This window comes from Streptomyces sp. NPDC048392 (assembly GCF_043200575.1).
Taxonomy (GTDB): Bacteria; Actinomycetota; Actinomycetes; order Streptomycetales; family Streptomycetaceae; genus Streptomyces.
The window spans coordinates 1-16,545 of sequence record NZ_JBICYB010000017.1 but is presented as its reverse complement, the minus strand read 5'-3'; the positions used below and the strand labels follow the sequence as shown (position 1 = coordinate 16,545).

Annotated in this window: 8 protein-coding genes; all 8 read left to right on the top strand. The window is 73.3% G+C overall.

All coding sequences use genetic code 11. The features are described 5' to 3' along the window. The first annotated feature begins 17 nt into the window (after nucleotides 1-17). The 8 genes from redM to ACGFYH_RS22320 all read left to right on the top strand — a co-directional run bounded on the left by redM (nucleotide 18) and on the right by ACGFYH_RS22320 (nucleotide 16,391). Nucleotides 18-1,616 carry an L-proline--[L-prolyl-carrier protein] ligase RedM gene (gene redM, locus ACGFYH_RS22355; protein WP_393804912.1) on the top strand — a complete coding sequence of 533 codons (1,599 nt, stop codon included), beginning with the start codon at nucleotides 18-20 and terminating at the stop codon, nucleotides 1,614-1,616. A gap of 27 nt (nucleotides 1,617-1,643) precedes the next feature. After that, entirely contained in the window at nucleotides 1,644-8,495 is a 6,852-nt protein-coding gene (locus tag ACGFYH_RS22350) for an aminotransferase class I/II-fold pyridoxal phosphate-dependent enzyme (protein WP_393804911.1), read from the top strand. 2 nt (nucleotides 8,496-8,497) lie between these two features. Continuing rightward, nucleotides 8,498-9,541, top strand: coding sequence for an NAD-dependent epimerase/dehydratase family protein (locus tag ACGFYH_RS22345; protein WP_393804910.1), 1,044 nt, complete (start codon nucleotides 8,498-8,500; stop codon nucleotides 9,539-9,541). Further along, nucleotides 9,528-10,370 carry a thioesterase II family protein gene (locus ACGFYH_RS22340; RefSeq protein ID WP_393804909.1) on the top strand — a complete coding sequence of 281 codons (843 nt, stop codon included), beginning with the start codon at nucleotides 9,528-9,530 and terminating at the stop codon, nucleotides 10,368-10,370. The genes ACGFYH_RS22345 and ACGFYH_RS22340 overlap by 14 nt, the downstream gene beginning before the upstream one ends. Next, the gene (locus ACGFYH_RS22335; protein WP_393804908.1) at nucleotides 10,358-11,446 is read left to right on the top strand and encodes a methyltransferase; all 1,089 of its coding nucleotides are present in this window, start codon (nucleotides 10,358-10,360) and stop codon (nucleotides 11,444-11,446) included. The genes ACGFYH_RS22340 and ACGFYH_RS22335 overlap by 13 nt, the downstream gene beginning before the upstream one ends. Before the next feature lie 20 nt (nucleotides 11,447-11,466). Beyond that, nucleotides 11,467-14,406 (top strand): PEP/pyruvate-binding domain-containing protein, encoded by a 2,940-nt coding sequence (locus ACGFYH_RS22330; RefSeq protein ID WP_393804907.1) that lies wholly within the window; start codon nucleotides 11,467-11,469, stop codon nucleotides 14,404-14,406. A gap of 74 nt (nucleotides 14,407-14,480) precedes the next feature. After that, entirely contained in the window at nucleotides 14,481-15,668 is a 1,188-nt protein-coding gene (locus ACGFYH_RS22325) for a Rieske 2Fe-2S domain-containing protein (protein WP_393804906.1), read from the top strand. A 42-nt stretch (nucleotides 15,669-15,710) separates the two neighbouring features. Next, nucleotides 15,711-16,391 (top strand): DUF1295 domain-containing protein, encoded by a 681-nt coding sequence (locus ACGFYH_RS22320; protein ID WP_393804905.1) that lies wholly within the window; start codon nucleotides 15,711-15,713, stop codon nucleotides 16,389-16,391. Nucleotides 16,392-16,545: the final 154 nt, after the last annotated feature.

Below are 16,545 nucleotides of genomic sequence, written 5' to 3'. Positions count from 1 at the left end.
GGAGAAGGGCCTACACCATGAGCGCCGCCACTCCCTCCGTGATCCGCCTGCCACAGAACGCATCCGCGCGGCACGCGGCCCGGCCCGCCTTCGTCGGCTCCGACCCCCTGACGTACGGGGAGTTCGCGGCCCGGGTCGAGGCCGTGGCCGCCCATCTGCTCAGCCTGGGGGCGCGCGTCGGCGACCGGGTCGCCGTCTGGATGGACAAGCAGCCGCGCTACGCCGAGGCGATCGTCGCCGCGCTGGAGTCCGGGTGCGCCTACGTCCCCCTGGACGGCGGCCAGCCGGTGAGCAGAGTGCGGACCATCCTCGCGGACGCCGAACCCGTCGTCCTGTTCACCGACGCGCACCACGCCGCCCTGCTCGGGGACGACGCCCTGCCCGCCTCCGTCACCACGGTCGTGGCCGTCGGCGACGGACTGCCCGACGCCGTGGGCGGCACACCGGTCGCCCGCTGGGAGACCTGGGAGAAGGGCCGCGCCGGGCGGGTCACCCTGCTCCCCTCCCTCACTTCCGGCGATCTCGCCGCCATCCTCTACACCTCGGGGTCCACCGGCACACCCAAAGGGGTGCAGGTCTCGCACGGCGGCCTGGCCAACTTCGTGGCCTGGGCCCGCACCGAGCTGGACGTCGGCCCCGACGACGTGTTCGCCAACCACGCGTCCTTCAACTTCGACCTGAGCACCTTCGACCTCTTCACCGCGCTGTCCTGCGGCGCCGCGGTGTGGGTCGTCCCCGACGCGCAGACCAAGGACGTGACCGCCCTGGCCGAGGGCATCCGCCGGCACCGGGTCACCGTCTGGTACTCCGTCCCCTCGGTCCTGCACCTGCTGACCACCTCGGCGGCGCTCACCCCCGAGCACACCGCGAGCCTGCGCTACGTCCTCTTCGCCGGTGAGGTCTTCCCCGTCCCGCACCTGCGCGCGCTCGGCGCACTGCTGCCCGCCGGCACCCCGCTCTACAACCTCTACGGACCCACCGAGACCAACGTCTGCACCTACCACCGCGTGCGCCCGGAGGACCTGCACCGCGCCACTCCGGTGCCCATCGGTCTGCCGATCCCCGGCGCCGAGGCCACCGTCGTGGACGACGCCGGACGCACCGTCCGGGAACCCGGTGCCCTCGGCGAACTCCACGTGGCGGGCGTGTGCGTGACCCCCGGCTACTGGCGGCGCTCCGAGGACCCCGTCTCCGCCGCGCACTGCGGGGGCGTGCACCCCACCGGCGACCTGGTCAGCTACGAGGAGGACGGCCGGCTCGTCTACCGCGGGCGCAAGGACCGGATGGTGAAGCTGTCCGGCTACCGGGTCGAGCTGGGTGAGATCGAGGCCGCGGCACTGCGCCACCCCGGCATCGCGGAAGCCGCCGTCCTGGTCGACGGCTCCGGTCCCAAGGCACGTCTGCGGCTCTACTACACCCTGCGCGAGGGCGCCGACCGGATCGGTCTGGTGGAGCTCAAGCAGCACTGCGCACGGCATCTGCCGACCTACATGGTGCCGCACGGCGCCGTCCGCCTGGACCGGATGCCGCTCAACGGCAACGGCAAGACCGACTACCGCCGACTCGGCCTCGACGCCGCCCCCCGCGCGACGGCGCCGCTCGGCACGGCCCGATAAGTGGCCCGGCAATCCATGGAGAAGAACGTGAGTCAGGGGCCGACAGAGCCGATACGCGAGCACTGGCAGGGACCCGAACCGGAGACCGTCACCGCCCTGCTGCGGCACCGGGCGGAGCACACGCCGGACGCCCTCGCCCACCGCTTCCTGACCGACAGCGACGGAACCTCCGTCGCCTGGACCTACCGCGAACTCGACCTGCGCGCCCGGGAGGTGGCCGCACACCTGCGGCGCGAGCGGGTGGGGCAGGGCCCGGTCCTGCTGCTGCACCCGCCGGGTCTCGACTACCTCGCCGCGTTCTTCGGCTGCCTGTACGCCGGTGCCGTGGCCGTCCCCGCCTACCCGCCGGACAACGCCCGGTTCGGCCAGACCGTACCCCGGCTCGCCGCCATCGCCCGGGACTCCGCAGCCACTCACGCACTCACCACCCGCCAGGTCCGCGAGGCCGTGGCCGCCCGCGGCACGCAACACGTCGGCACCGCGCTCGACGGCGTGCGGTGGCTGGTGACCGAGGACCTCCACACCGGTGATTCCACGGCAGCCTGGGCGGACCCCGGCCTCGCGGCGGACTCCCTGGCCTTCCTCCAGTACACCTCCGGCTCGACCGCCGCACCCAAGGGAGTGATGGTCGAGCACGGCAACCTGGTGCGCAACCTGCGTTCGATCCATCTCAGGCTCGGGCACGACGCCGGCTCCGGCATGGTGTCCTGGCTTCCGCCGTACCACGACATGGGCCTCATCGGCGGCATCCTCACCCCGGTGTACGGCGGCTTCCCCGCGCACCTCATGGCACCGATGACCTTCGTGCAGCGCCCGCTGCTGTGGCTGGAGACCCTCTCCCGCACGGGCGCCTCCACCAGCGTCGCGCCGAACTTCGGTTTCGAGCAGTGCCTGCGCCGGATCACCCCCGGACAGCGGGACGGCCTCGACCTGAGCCGCTGGCGCCTCGCCCTGAACGGGGCGGAGCCGATCCGCCCCGACACCCTGGACCGGTTCGCCGAGTACTTCGCCCCGGCCGGCTTCGACCGCACCGCGCTGCTGCCCTGCTACGGCCTCGCCGAGGCGACGCTCATGGTCACCGGCACCGGACCGGCCGAGGCCCCGGTGGTGGAGTCGTTCGACGCGGCGGCGCTGGAGGCGGGCACCGCGCGGCCCGCGGACCCCGGCAGCGTACGGACCACCCGCGTCGTGGGCTGTGGAGCGCCCGTCGCCGACGTCGAGGTCGCGCTGGTCGACGCCGCCACCGGCCGCCGGGTCCCCGACGGCACCGTCGCCGAGATCCGGGTGGCCGGACCCGGCGTCGCCCGCGGCTACTGGGGGCACCCGGAGGCCGGTGCGGAGGTCTTCGGCACCCGGATCGACGCAGAGCCCGGAAGCGCGTGGCTGCGCACCGGGGACGTCGGGTTCCGCCACGACGGCCAGCTCTACGTCGTCGGCAGGACCAAGGACGTGATCATCGTCCAGGGCCGCAACATCCACCCGCAGGACGTGGAGCAGACGGCCGAGCGCGTCGGCGCGGGCCTGCGCGCCGGGTACGGCGCCGCGTTCGGCATCCCCACCGCGGACGGCGAACAGCTGGCGCTGGCCTACGAGATCGGCGGGCCCGGGGCCGCCGACCCGCACACGCTGCTGGCCCGCCTGCGCACCGCCATCGCCGACGAGCACCAGGTGACACCGCACACGGTGGTGCTGCTCAGGCGCTCCTCGGTGCCGCGCACCACCAGCGGCAAGATCCAGCGCGGGGCGTGCCGCCGGCGACTGCTCGACCTCGAACTTCCGGTGGTGGCCGCGAGCGTCGTCCAGGACGGCACGCCCCCGGACACTCCTGCGGCCGACCGGGGCGCCGGTGCGGACGCCCTCGTCGCCGACGCCCTCGCCCGCGTCGCGGCGGAGGCCACCGAGGGGACACCGCGCTACCCGCGGCTGCTGACGGCCGTACGGCTGCTGGCGGAGGGCGCCGGCGTGGTCGTCGACGTCGGTGATCTCCTGTCGCGCCCCGAGCCGGACAGCCCCGGCGCCCTGGCCGACCTGTGCCGGACGGCGCTCGCCGGGACCGGCCCTGCCCGGGCGCGCACGCGGGCGGAGGCCGTGGCCTGGTTGCGGCATGCCGTCGCCACCCGGCTGGGCCTGCGCCCGTCGGTGATCGACACGACGGCGCCCTTCACCTCGCTGGGCCTGGACTCCAAGCAGGCGGTGGCCCTCGCCGCCCGGTTCGGCGACTGGCTCGGCACCCCGGTGACGCCGGCCACCGTCTACGACCGGCCGACGGTCGAGGCCCTGGCGGCCCACGTCACGGACCCCGGTCCGGCCGCCGCGCCCGCGTCGGCCCGAGCGGCGGCCGGCGGCACGGGCCCCCGCACGGGCACCCGTCGGGGCAGCCGACCGGACCCCGACGGCGTCCCGCATCCGCACCGCCCCGCGGACGAGCCGGTCGCCGTCGTCGGCATCGGCTGCCGGTTTCCCGGCGCTCCCGACGCCGACAGCTACTGGCGGCTGCTGAGGGACGGCCGGGACGCCGTGGGCGAGGCTCCCGCCGACCGGCAGGGCGACGCCGCCGGACCCGAGGGCCGGCCGGGCGGATTCCTTGACCACGTGTACGACTTCGACGCCCGCTTCTTCGGCATCTCCGCCCGCGAGGCCGAGCGCATGGACCCGCAGCAGCGGCTGCTCCTGGAGGTCGCCTGGCAGGCCTTCGAGGACGCGGGCATCGCCCCCTCCTCCCTGGCGGGCTCGGACACGGGCGTCTTCGTCGGGGTCAGCGGCCACGACTACGCCGACCTCCAGATGCCGTACCCCGACGTCGTCGACATGTACTCGGCGACCGGCAACGCCCAGTCCGTCGCGGCCGGCCGGCTCTCGTACTTCTTCGACCTGAACGGGCCCAGCCTCGCCGTCGACACCGCCTGCTCGTCCTCGCTCGCCGCCGTGCACACGGCGCTGCGCAGTCTGCGCGACGGCGAGTGCCGCGTCGCCCTCGCGGGCGGCGTCAACCTGATGCTGACGCCCGGGCTCTCGGTGGCGCTCGCCCGGGGCGGCATGCTCGGCCCCGGCGGACGCTGCCGCACCTTCGACGACGCCGCCGACGGCTACGTCCGCGGCGAGGGCGCGGGTCTGGTGTGCCTCAAACCGCTGTCCGACGCGCTGGCCGACGGCGACCGCGTGCACGCCGTGCTCACCGGGTCCGCACTCGGCCACGGCGGCCGGGCCAACGGGCTGACCGCCCCCCGCGCCACGGCGCAGCGTTCCGTGATGGCCGGGGCACTGGCCCGGGCCGGAACCGAACCCGGACAGATCCACTACGTCGAGGCGCACGGCACCGGCACGGCCCTCGGCGACCCCATCGAATGGGAGGCCCTGGCCGGCCTCTACGGTCGTGGCCGTCCCGCCGACGCGCCCTGCCTGGTCGGCTCCGTGAAGACCGGGATCGGCCATCTGGAGGCGGCGGCCGGCATCGCCGGGCTGATCAAGGCGGTACTCGTGGTGCGGCAGCGGGAGGTCCCGCCGCTGCTGCACCTGACCACCCCCAACCGGCACCTGGACTGGACGGGTTCGGGCCTCGCCGTGCCCACCTCCCGCCGTGCCCTCCCCGCGGAGGGGACGGTCCGCGCGGGGGTGAGTTCCTTCGGATTCGGCGGCACCAACGCCCACGTGATCGTCGAGTCCCCGCCCGGGCGCCCGGCCACCGCCGAGTCCGGCGGCCCGGGCACGGTGCACGCCCTGTCCCTGTCCGCGCACACCGAGACCGCCCTGGCCACGCTGGCCGGCGAGTACCGCACCCACCTCGCGGCCCACCCCGAAGTCCCCCTCGCCGCCCTGTGCCGCTCCGCCAACACCGGCCGCTCCCGGCTGCCGCACCGGGCGGTCCTGACCGCAGGCACCAGGGACGAACTGGACCTCGCACTGGACGCGTTGATCCGGCGTGAACCCGCCCTCGACGTGGCGCGCGGCGGGCCCGCGGACGGCACCGCGCCCACCGTCGCCTTCCTCTTCGGCGGCCAGGGCACGCAGTACTCCGGCATGGGCCGCGAACTGTACGACGCGCACCCCGGGTTCGCCCGCACGCTGCGGCGGGCCGACGCGGTGCTGCGCGGTCCGGGCGAACCCCCGCTGCCGGACCTGCTGTTCGACCCGGAGCACGCCGAGCGCCTGGGCCGTACCCGGTACTGCCAGCCCGCTCTCGTGGCTCTCGAAGTCGCCCTCGCCGACCTGTGGACGAGTTGCGGAGTACGCCCCGCCGCGGTGCTCGGGCACAGCGTCGGCGCCCTCTCCGCAGCGTGCGTCGCGGGGGTGCTGTCACTGGAGGACGCCCTCACGCTGGCGGTCGCCCGCGGGCGTGCCATGGAGGAACAGCCCGGCGACGGCGCCATGATCGCCTGTCTCGGTGATCCGGAGACGGTGCTGGGCATCGCGGCCGGCTACGAACAGGTGGCCCTCGCCGCGGTCAACACCGCCCGCCACCTCGTGCTCTCCGGCGCCGCGGACCAGCTCGCACAGCTGCGCGCGGACCTGGAGCGCGAGGACGTCACCGTGCGGCAGCTCGCGGTGTCGCACGCCTTCCACTCGCCGTTGATGGCCGGTGCCGCCGAGCCGCTGCTGGAGGCCGCGCGCGCTGTCGAGTTCCACGCACCGCGCGTCCCCTGGATCTCCGACGTCACCGGCGAGCCGGTGGAGCGGGTGGACGCCGAGTACTGGGTCCGGCACCTGCTCGGCACCGTGCGCTTCGCCGACGGCTTCGGCCGGCTGCGCGACCCACTGGGCTGCGACGCGTTCGTCGAGATCGGCCCGCATCCCACCCTGCTGAACCTCGGCCGGTCCGGCGTCGCCGACGGCCCGGAGCACGACGGGCGCCCGCCGCTGTGGCTGCCTTCGCTGCGCCGCGGCGCGCCGGACCGGCGCACGCTGCTCCGGTCGCTGGGCGCGTACCAGTGCGCCGGCGGAACCGTGGACTGGGCCGCCCTGGACGGTGAGCACCCGCCCGCCCGGGTGCCGCTGCCGCACACGCCCTTCGAACGCCGGACCTACCGGTTCCCCGCTCCCTCTCCCGACCAGGAAGGCGATCCCATGCCGTCGCAGCCACCGGTGGCGGACACCGCCCTGCCGCACCCGGCGGGCGAGGTCCCCCGCACCGTGCTCGACAGCGTCGCCCGCGTCTGCGGATTCCCCGAGGCCGACCTGCCGGTACACGCCCGGCTGGGGCTCGACCTGGGGTTCGACTCGCTGATGCGGACCGACCTCCACCGCCGTCTCGCCGCCCGCTTCCCCCAACGCGTCCACACACTCCAGGACCTGCCGGAGGACCCCACGGTGCAGGAACTCATCAGCCGGCTCTCCGACGGCGACGACGCCGGCGCGCCACCGGCCCACCCCGCGGCCGTCCCGCCGGTACCGCCCGTACCGGCACCGCAGGGCCGGATCCCGCAGTACGGCACCTTCCCGCCCGCGGCCCACGGCTACGCCGTCCCCGCCCCGGTCCCGCAGCCCGGCGTGCCGTACCCGCCCCCGTACGCCTACGCCTTCCCGCCGCACGGCGTCACCGCGTACGGCTACTTCGTCCCCCAGCCCCTCCCGCCGCAGGCCTTCGTCCCCCAGCCCTTGCCGCCGCAGGCCTTCCCGCCCCCGCCCGCCCCGGTCCAGGCCGCTCCCGCCCCCGCCTCCGCTCCCGCCCCCGATGCCGCTCCGGCGCCCACCGCTCCCGTCCGCCAGGAGCACACCTTCGAGGACTGGGCGGAGTACGCCGAACTCCAGGGCCGGCTCCGGCAGACCGAGGCCAGCGGCTCGAACCCCTACGGACGCACCCACGAGGGCTTCAACTCCGCGCTCGCCACCGTCGACGGCACCAAGGTCGTCAACTTCGCGGCCTTCAACTACCTCGCGCTCTCCCACCACCCCCGGGTGCGCCAGGCCGCCAAGGACGCCGTCGACCGCTACGGCACCTCGGCCTCCGCCACCCCCCTCCTGTTCGGCGAGACCCCGCTGCACCACGAACTCGAAGCCGAGCTGGCCCGGTTCGTCGGTGCCGAGGCGGCCATCGTGTTCGCCGGCGGCCACGCCACGAACGTCGCCACCGTCGGGCACCTGTTCGGCCCGGAGGACCTGGTCGTGCACGACGCGTGGATCCACGACAGCACCGTGCGCGGCTGCATCCTCTCGGGCGCCCGGCGCCGGTCCTTCCCGCACAACGACTGGGCCGCCCTGGACCGCATCCTGGCCGACGCCCGGGCCTCGCACCGGCGGGCGCTCGTCGTCATCGAGGGTGCCTACAGCCAGGACGGCGACATCCCCGACCTGCCGCGCTTCATCGAGGTCAAGAAGCGGTACGGCGCCATGCTCATGATCGACGAGGCGCACTCCATCGGCGTCCTGGGCCGCACCGGCCGCGGCGTGGGCGAGCACTACGGCACCGACCCGGCCGACGTCGACCTGTGGATGGGCACCCTCAGCAAGGCGCTGGGCAGCCTCGGCGGCTACATCGCGGCCCGCCGCCCGATCATCGAGTACCTCAAGTTCACCGCGCCGCTGCACATCTTCTCCACGGGCATCTCCCCGGCGAACGCCGCCGCCGCGCTGGAGGCGCTGCGCGTCGTCCAGGACGAGCCCGAGCGGGTGACGCGGGTGCAGGAACTGGCCGAGTTCTTCCGTGCCGGCGCCCGCGCCCGCGGTCTGGACGTCGGCGTCTCCCGCCTCTCCGCGGTGATCCCCGTGATCACCGGCGACTGGGAGAAGACGATGGCGCTCTCCAACTCGCTGCTGGAGCGGGGCGTCAACGTCATGCCGATCGGCTACCCCGCCGTCCCACGCGACCAGTGCCGGCTCCGCTTCTTCATCAACGCGGACCACAGCGAAGCAGACCTCGAACGCTCCCTCGACCTCCTGGTGTGATCATGTCCTCACTCAGCCCGGACAACCCGCCCGCCACGGCCCCCGACATCCTGGTCACCGGCGCCAGCGGCTTCATCGGCGGTCACCTGGTGCACCGCCTGGCCGAGCGCGGGCACCGCGTCCGCGTCCTGGTGCGCACCGCGAGCGACCGCGCCGCCTTCGCCGGCGCCGCGGCCCAGGTCGCGCTCGGCGACCTCGGGGACGCCGACAGCCTGCGCCGCGCCACCACCGGAGTCCGCCACGTCTACAACTGCGCCGGACTCTCCGCCGACTGGGGCCCCTGGGACCGGTTCCGGGCCGCCAACGTGGACGGTGCCAAGAACCTCGTCGAGGCCGCCCACGCGGCCGGCACGGTGGAGCGCCTCGTCCACCTCAGCACCACCGACGTCTACGGCTACCCGAAGCGGCCCTGCGACGAGTCCACCGCCCCGCGCGACATCGGCCTGCCCTACAACCGCAGCAAGGTGCTCGGCGAGCGGGCCGTGTGGGCGGCCGCCGAGCGAACGGGCCTGCCGGTCACCGTGATCCGCCCGGTCTCCGTCTACGGCCCCGGCAGCAAGGACTTCGTGATCGAGATCGCGAACCTGCTGCTGGGCAAGCAGATGGTCTACATCCGGGGCGGCCGGGTGCCCGCCGGGCTGCTCTACGTCGCCAACGCGGTGGACGGCATCATCGCCGCCGCGACCGGCGAGCACACCGCCGGCAGGGTCTACAACCTGCGCGATCCGCACGACACCACCTGGCGCGAGTACGTCGAGGCACTCGCCGAGGGCATGGGCGTGAAGGCCCCGTGGCTGAGCCTGCCCACGCCCGTCGCCACCGCCGTGGCCACCGCCTCCGAGAAGCTGTGGGGTGCCCTGCGCATCGACTCCCGGCCCGTCCTGACCCGGCACGCCGTGCACCTCTTCGACCGCGACCAGTCCTACCCGATCGGGCGCGCGCAGGAGGAACTCGGCTTCAAGGGCGAGGTCGACTTCCACGAAGGCATGCGGCGCACCGTCGCCTGGCTCGACTCACCCGAGGGGCGCGCCCATGTCGCCCGCTGACCTGCTCCCCCCACGGGCGGCCTGGTTCCCCCGGCCGGTCACCGGCCCGGCGGCTGCGCCACCCGACCCGGCGACCGCCCCGCTGCGCCTGGTCTGCTTCCCCTACGCCGGGGGTACGGTCTCCGCGTTCCGGGACTGGCAGCAGCACCTGGGCGACGGCGTCGCCGTCGTACCCGTGCAGCTGCCCGGCCGCGGACTGCGGCTGCGCGAAACCCCGTACGACACCATGGAACCGCTCGCCGAAGCGGTGGCGGACGCTCTGGACGAGCACCGGTTGGCCCACGACTACGCGCTGTTCGGCCACAGCATGGGTGCCCTGCTCGCCTACGAGGTGGCCTGCGCGCTGCGCCGGCGCGGACTCCCGCCGCCCCGCCACCTGTTCGTATCCGGCAGCCGGGCCCCGCACCTGTACGGCGACCGCGCCGACCACGCCCTGCCCGACGCCGCGCTGCGCGAGGTGATCCGGGACCTGGGCGGATTCGGCGACCAGGACACCGTCGGCTCCGCGTACTTCGAGCGCCGGCTCCCGGTGCTCCGCGCAGACCTGCGGGCCTGCGAACGCTACGGCTGGCGCCCCCGGCCGCCGCTGGACTGCCCGACGACCGCGTTCTCCGCCACCGCGGACCCCATCGCCACGCCGCAGATGGTCGAGGCCTGGCGGCCCTACACGACCGGCTCGTTCCTGCGCCGCCATCTGACGGGCAACCACTTCTTCCTGAACGGCGGCCCGTCCCGCGGCCGGCTGCTGGCCCATCTGGGCACCGAACTCGACGCTTCAGGCACCACACCGCACAGGAAGGCAGCAAGGGAAGCAACATGGACATTCTGAGCCTGGCCAAAAGCGTCGGCAGCCGCGTCGAGGCGCCGCTGACCGACCTGCGCACCGTGACCAAGGTTCTCGGCAACCCGCACATGCCGCTGCTCCTGGCCCTGTCCAAGGGCTTCGTCGAACCCGTGTACCGGGCCGCGTTCCTCGCCTCGGCGGCGAGTTCCGGCGTGCTCGGCGCCCTCGCCGTACGCCCTTGCGACCTGGAGTCGCTGGCGGAACGGCTCGGCGTCGCCGAGGAGGACCGGCCGCGTCTGAGGGAGTGGCTGGACATGGGCATCCGCCTCGGCGACCTCGGCCGGCGCGAGGGCTGCTACAAGCTGCGCAGCCTGCCCGCCAAGGCGCTCGCACAGGCCGGCAACGACGCGATCGCCGCCGCGCTGGAGGAGGTCCTGCGCTTCCACGTGCCCGCGCTGCTGAACGGGCCCCGGATGCTGCGCGAGGGCCGCCGCTTCGCCCTCGACGACCAGGACGGTCTGGTCATCGCCCGTTCCACCCGGGTGGTCCGGCCGCTGGTCGAGGAGGCCATCGACCGCACCCTGGACCGGGACACGCCCGTGCGGCTGCTGGAGGTCGGCTGCGGCAGCGGCGCCTACGTCCGCTACGCCGCCGCGCTCAACCCCCGTCTGTCGGCGCTCGCCGTGGACCTCCAGCAGGACGTGGCCGACAGCGCCGCGGCGAACATGGCCGAGTGGGGGCTGACCGACCGGGTCGAGACCCGGCGGGCCGACCTGCGCACGCTCGACGCTCAGCCGCAGTTCGACCTGGTGACCCTGCACAACAACATCTACTACTTCCCCGAGGACGAGCGGGTGGCCGCCCTGCGGCGCGCCCACGACCTGCTGGCGCCCGGGGGCAGGCTCCTGCTCACCACCTCCTGCAAGGGCGGCAACATCGGCCTGGAGGCGCTCAACCTCTGGTTCACCTACGCCGACTTCGGCGGCCCGCTGCCGCGGGCCGACGAGCTGGTGGACCAGCTCCGCCAGGCCGGGTTCGGCGACGTCCAGGCCACCCGGATCGTCCCGGGCGAGCAGTTCCACGCCTTCACGGGCACCAGCAAGCGCGTCGCGCACGCCTGACCGCCGAGGAGACACCCGCCATGGACACGCACGTCAGCGACTCGACGACCGCCAACCCCGCAACGGACCCCGCCACGGACCCCGCCAAGGACCCGGCCACGGACCCCGCCAAGGACCCCGCCACGGACCCCGCCAAGGACCCGGCCACGGACCCCGCCAAGGACCCGGCCACGGCCCCCGCCAGGGGCCCCGGCAGGGAACCCACCGGACACGCCGCCTGTGTCGTCACCCTCGGCGCGGGCGGACCGGCCGTCGCCCGCCGCGGAGAACTGGGCGGCAAGGCCACCCGCCTCGCCGAACTCGCCGCCGCCGAACTGCCCGTCCCGCCCGCGTTCTGCCTGACCACCGCCCTCTTCGACGCCTACCTCCAGGAGACCGGGATCGCCGCCGAGCTGCCCGGCGCGGACCCCGGCACGGTGCGCGAACGCATCCTCTCCACCCGGATGCCCGCCCCCGTCGCGGACGCGGTCCTCGACGCCTACGGCATCCTGGGCCGCCCCCGGGTGGCGGTGCGGTCCTCCGCGCTGCGGGAGGACTCGGCGGCGCAGTCCTTCGCCGGCCAGCACGACACGGTCCTCGACGTGTCCGGAGACGAGGACGTGCTGGACGCGGTCCTGCGGTGCTGGGCGTCCCTGTGGTCCGACCGCGCCACCGTGTACCGCGACACGGACGCTCCCGGCTCCATCGCCGTGATCGTCCAGGAGATGATCCACACCGACGTCAGCGGCGTGATGTTCACCGTCGACCCGGTCAACGCCCGCCCCCACCGCCTCGTCGTGGAGGCCTGCCAGGGCCTGGGCGAAGGACTGGTCTCCGGGCGTGTCTCCAGCGACTTCTTCGTCGTCGACGACGAGAACCTGGAGGTCGTCGAGGAACGGGTCCGCTACAAGGTCACCAAGTGCGCACCGCTGGAGCCCGGCCGCATCGGCATGACGAAGGTCGACGCCGCGGCCCGCAACGTCCCCTGCCTCACCCACGAGCAGCTGCGCGAGCTCGGCGGTCTCGCCATCCGCATCCGGGAGCTCTACGGCAGCGAGCAGGACATCGAGTGGGGCCTGCGGGACGGGGCCTTCCACCTGTTCCAGACCCGGCCCATCACCACCCGCCCCGTCGCCCCCGCGGCCCCGTCCGGCGCGCGCAGCCCGTACGTCGCCCCGCAGCCGGAGCGGATCCTGGACGGCACCCTGTGGTCGCGCATGGACATCGGGGAGATCTTCGTCGGTCTGATGACCCCGCTCGGCCTGAGCTTCGCCCGCTACTACCAGCGGCACGTCCACACCGACTGCGCGGGCGCCCTCGGCGTGCGCGACACCGGCGAGGCGGACCTGCACATGGGCTTCTACCAGGGGCACGTCTACCTCAACATCTCCTACAGCTCCTACCTGCTGGCCCAGTGCCTGCCCACCCGCGACCAGCGCCACTTCACCGCCCGCTTCGTCAGCGAGGAGGTCGACCTCGCCGGCTACGAGAACCCGTTCGGCACCTTCCCCGGGGGCATGGAGGACCTGCTGTCCATCGTCCACTGGCTTCAGCACACGGCCCGTGAGATGACGCGGATGAAGTCCCGCTCCGAGCAGATGGTCGACGCCCGGCTCTACGAGTTCGACCGGGCCAGGGGACTGGACCTCACCCGGATGAGCAGGCGCGAACTGCACGGTGAACTCCACCGCGACCTCGGCTGGTTCCACGACATGCACGTCGGCTACATGCCGTACTACATCAACGCGTTCGGGTTCTACGGACTGCTCACCGAACTGTGCGCGCGCTGGCTGGGCAGCGACGGTGACAACCTGCAGAACCGCGTCAAGACCGACATGTCCAGCCTGCGGACCGTCGAGTCCGCCAAGGAGGTCTGGGCGGTGGCGCAGGCCGCCAAGAACAGCCCGGCCGTCCTGAAGATCATCACGGAGGAGCCGCTGGAGTCCGTCGCCCGGCTGCTGCGCGACGACCCCGACGGACGGATCTTCTGGGACCGGCACATGGAACCGTTCCTGCGCGCGAACGGGACCCGCGGCCACCAGGAGATGGAGATCACCCACCCCCGGTGGATCGACGACCCGTCGTACATCTTCCAGATGATCCGGCGCTACGTCGCCGACGGCTTCTCCATCGACGACATCCTGCGGCGCAGCAGCGGCTGGTCCGACGACTCCCGCGAGGTCCTGAACCGCCTGCCGATGCCCAAGCGCCAGGTCCTGGACACCGTCATCTCCCTCTACGCCCTGTGCAGCGAGCTGCGGGAGACCACCCGGATGTCCATGATCACGTCCATCTGGCTGGTGCGGAACGTGGTCTACGAGGTCGGCCGTCGCCTGGTGGCCGACGGAGTGCTGCACTCCGCGGGCGAGATCGCGTACCTGGACTTCGAGGACGTACGCCGCTACCTCGCCGGCGACGAGGAGGCCGTCCACGTCTTCGACCGGGCCCGCGTCGACGCGGCCCGCCGGCTGCACGAGCACAACAAGCGGCTGCCGGAACCGCCGTTGACCTTCGTCGGCGTGCACGACATCACCGCCTCGGCCCGGCCGGCCGCCGACGGCGCCCGACTGGACGGACTGGCCGCCAGCCCGGGCCGGATCGTGGGCCGCGCCCGCATCGTCGAGGACCTCGTGTGGCAGGCCGACGAGTTCCAGGCCGGGGAGATCCTCGTGACCCGGTACACGGACGCCTCCTGGACGCCGCTGTTCGCCATCGCCGGCGGGGTCGTCACCGACATCGGGTCGATGCTCTCGCACAGTTCGATCGTGGCCCGCGAGTTCCACGTGCCGTCGGTGGTGAACACCAAGCACGCCACACAGCGCGTCGGCACCGGTGACCTGATCGTGGTGGACGGCGACGCGGGCACGGTCGAGGTCGTCGAGAAAGCGGACGACGCCGCCGAGAAAGCGGACGGTGCCGCCGAAGCCGCCGGGAGCCCGGCCGAAGCCGTAGGAAGCACGTCCGCAGCCGCCGGCAGCTGAACAACGGCACCTCCGCGACGGACCGCGACCGCCCCCGCACGGGGGCGGGTTCCACCCAGACGGGAGACGACCCGATGATCCCCAACCAGTGGTATCCCATCGTCGAGGCGAAGGAGGTACGCAACGACAAACCGCTCGGTGTGCGCCGCATGGGCCAGGAGCTCGTGCTCTGGCGCGACCTCGACGGCAACCTCGTCTGCCAGGGCGCCCGCTGCCCGCACAAGGGCGCCAACCTCGGCGACGGCCGGATGAAGGGCAACACCCTCGAATGCCCGTACCACGGCTTCCGCTACGGAGCCGACGGTGCCTGCCGGGTGATACCGGCCATGGGCGCTGACGCCCGCATCCCCGGCTCGCTGCGCGTCCCCACCCACCCGGTCCGCGAACGGTTCGGACTGGTGTGGATGTGGTGGGGCGACGAGCGGCCCGCCGCCGACCTGCCGCAGATCCAGGCGCCGCCCGAGGTGACGGACAACCAGAAGCTGTACGCCACCAAGCGCTGGACCCGTCCGGTGCACTACACCCGTTACATCGAGAGCCTGCTCGAGTTCTACCACGTGACCTACGTCCACCGGGACCACTGGTTCAACTACATCGACTACCTCCTCCTCTACGGCACGCCCGGCAAGCTCGGCCTCGACGGCCGCGAGCGCTACCTCGCCGCCACCCGGATCACCAACCACCGGGTGGAGACGGAGGGGCAGACGATCCGCTACTCCTTCGACCACTGCCAGGAGGACGACCCCGCCAACACCACCCACTACGTCATCACGTTCACCTTCCCGTGCATGGTGCACGTGCAGACCGAGCAGTTCGAGACCACCTCCTGGCTGGTGCCGATCGACGACCACCACACCGAACACATCCTGCGCTGGTACGAGTACGAGCAGGTCAAGCCGGTCCTGCGGCTCGAACCGCTGCGGCGTCTGCTGCCGTGGGCGTCCCTCTACATGGAGAAGTGGGTGCAGGACCCCCAGGACGTCCGCATCATGGAACACCAGGAGCCGAAGGTCAGCGCCGGCGGCGTCAACAAGTTCATCCCCGTCGACGAGATGAACGCCAAGTACCTCTCGATGCGCGCCAAGCTCATCGCGGACGCGTCCGCCGCTGAACCGGCCCCGTCACCGGCGTCGGCACCCGCCCCGTCGGTGGACGGGACGGGGTACACCGGCACGCCGGCCCGCGCCACGGCCCCCGGCCGGGGGACCGGCGGGGGACGGCGCGGCGCGAAGCCCAAGGAGGACGCCGCCGCGCGCCCGTAGACCCGAAGACGGGGGACGGACAAGAGAGAGCGAGAGTGAGAGATGTACGGCGGATACGACCCGTCGACCGGCCCCAAGGCCCTGGTGACCACGTTCAACACCGTCGCCGTGGCCGGCGCGGTGTGGTTCCTCTTCGGCGGCGCCGACACCGTGGCGGACTGGTTCGGCACCGATTTCGACGAGGCGGCGACCCTGCGCCGGGTCCTGCTGGCGGCGTTGTCGGCCCTCTACCTGCTGCGCTTCATCGCGACGACCTTCGTGATGCTCCAGCGCAAGATGGAGTGGTCGGAGGCGGCCACCGTCGGGATCTGGGTCCTGGTGATCCACGGCACGATGGCCTACTTCGGCGGCACCAACGAGGCGGGTGTGAGCGTGTTCACCTGGCTGGGCGTCGCGCTGTACCTTCTGGGGTCCTACCTGAACACGGGATCGGAGTACCAGCGCAAGCTCTGGAAGAAGCGCCCGGAGAACAAGGGCAAGCTCTACACCGAGGGCCTGTTCAAGCACTCGATGCACATCAACTACTTCGGTGACGCCGTGCTCTTCTCGGGATTCGCGCTGGTGACCGGTACACCGTGGGCGTTCGCCATCCCGCTGATCATGGTCTGCATGTTCGTCTTCCTGAACATCCCCATGCTCGACAAGTACCTCGCCGAGCGCTACGGCGAGGCCTTCCAGGAGTACGCGTCACGGACGGCGAAGTTCGTCCCCTACGTGTACTGACGTGTCCTGACCCGGTTCCGCCCGGTGCGGCGGCGCCCGCCCCCCCCCCCCCCGGGGCGCGGGCCGCGGGGCCGGCGGCCAAGCCGTCCGAGCGGCCGCCGCCGCCCGGCCCCCCCGGGGGGGGCGCGTGGGCCTGGCCGGCGGGGCGGCCCCC

Excerpts from the sequence above, each read along its gene's own strand:
- redM (WP_393804912.1), top strand. The coding sequence starts at position 18 with ATGAGCGCCGCCACTCCCTCCGTGATCCGCCTGCCACAGAACGCATCC.
- ACGFYH_RS22345 (WP_393804910.1), top strand. The coding sequence starts at position 8,498 with ATGTCCTCACTCAGCCCGGACAACCCGCCCGCCACGGCCCCCGACATC.
- ACGFYH_RS22340 (WP_393804909.1), top strand. The coding sequence starts at position 9,528 with ATGTCGCCCGCTGACCTGCTCCCCCCACGGGCGGCCTGGTTCCCCCGG.
- ACGFYH_RS22335 (WP_393804908.1), top strand. The coding sequence starts at position 10,358 with ATGGACATTCTGAGCCTGGCCAAAAGCGTCGGCAGCCGCGTCGAGGCG.
- ACGFYH_RS22330 (WP_393804907.1), top strand. The coding sequence starts at position 11,467 with ATGGACACGCACGTCAGCGACTCGACGACCGCCAACCCCGCAACGGAC.
- ACGFYH_RS22325 (WP_393804906.1), top strand. The coding sequence starts at position 14,481 with ATGATCCCCAACCAGTGGTATCCCATCGTCGAGGCGAAGGAGGTACGC.
- ACGFYH_RS22320 (WP_393804905.1), top strand. The coding sequence starts at position 15,711 with ATGTACGGCGGATACGACCCGTCGACCGGCCCCAAGGCCCTGGTGACC.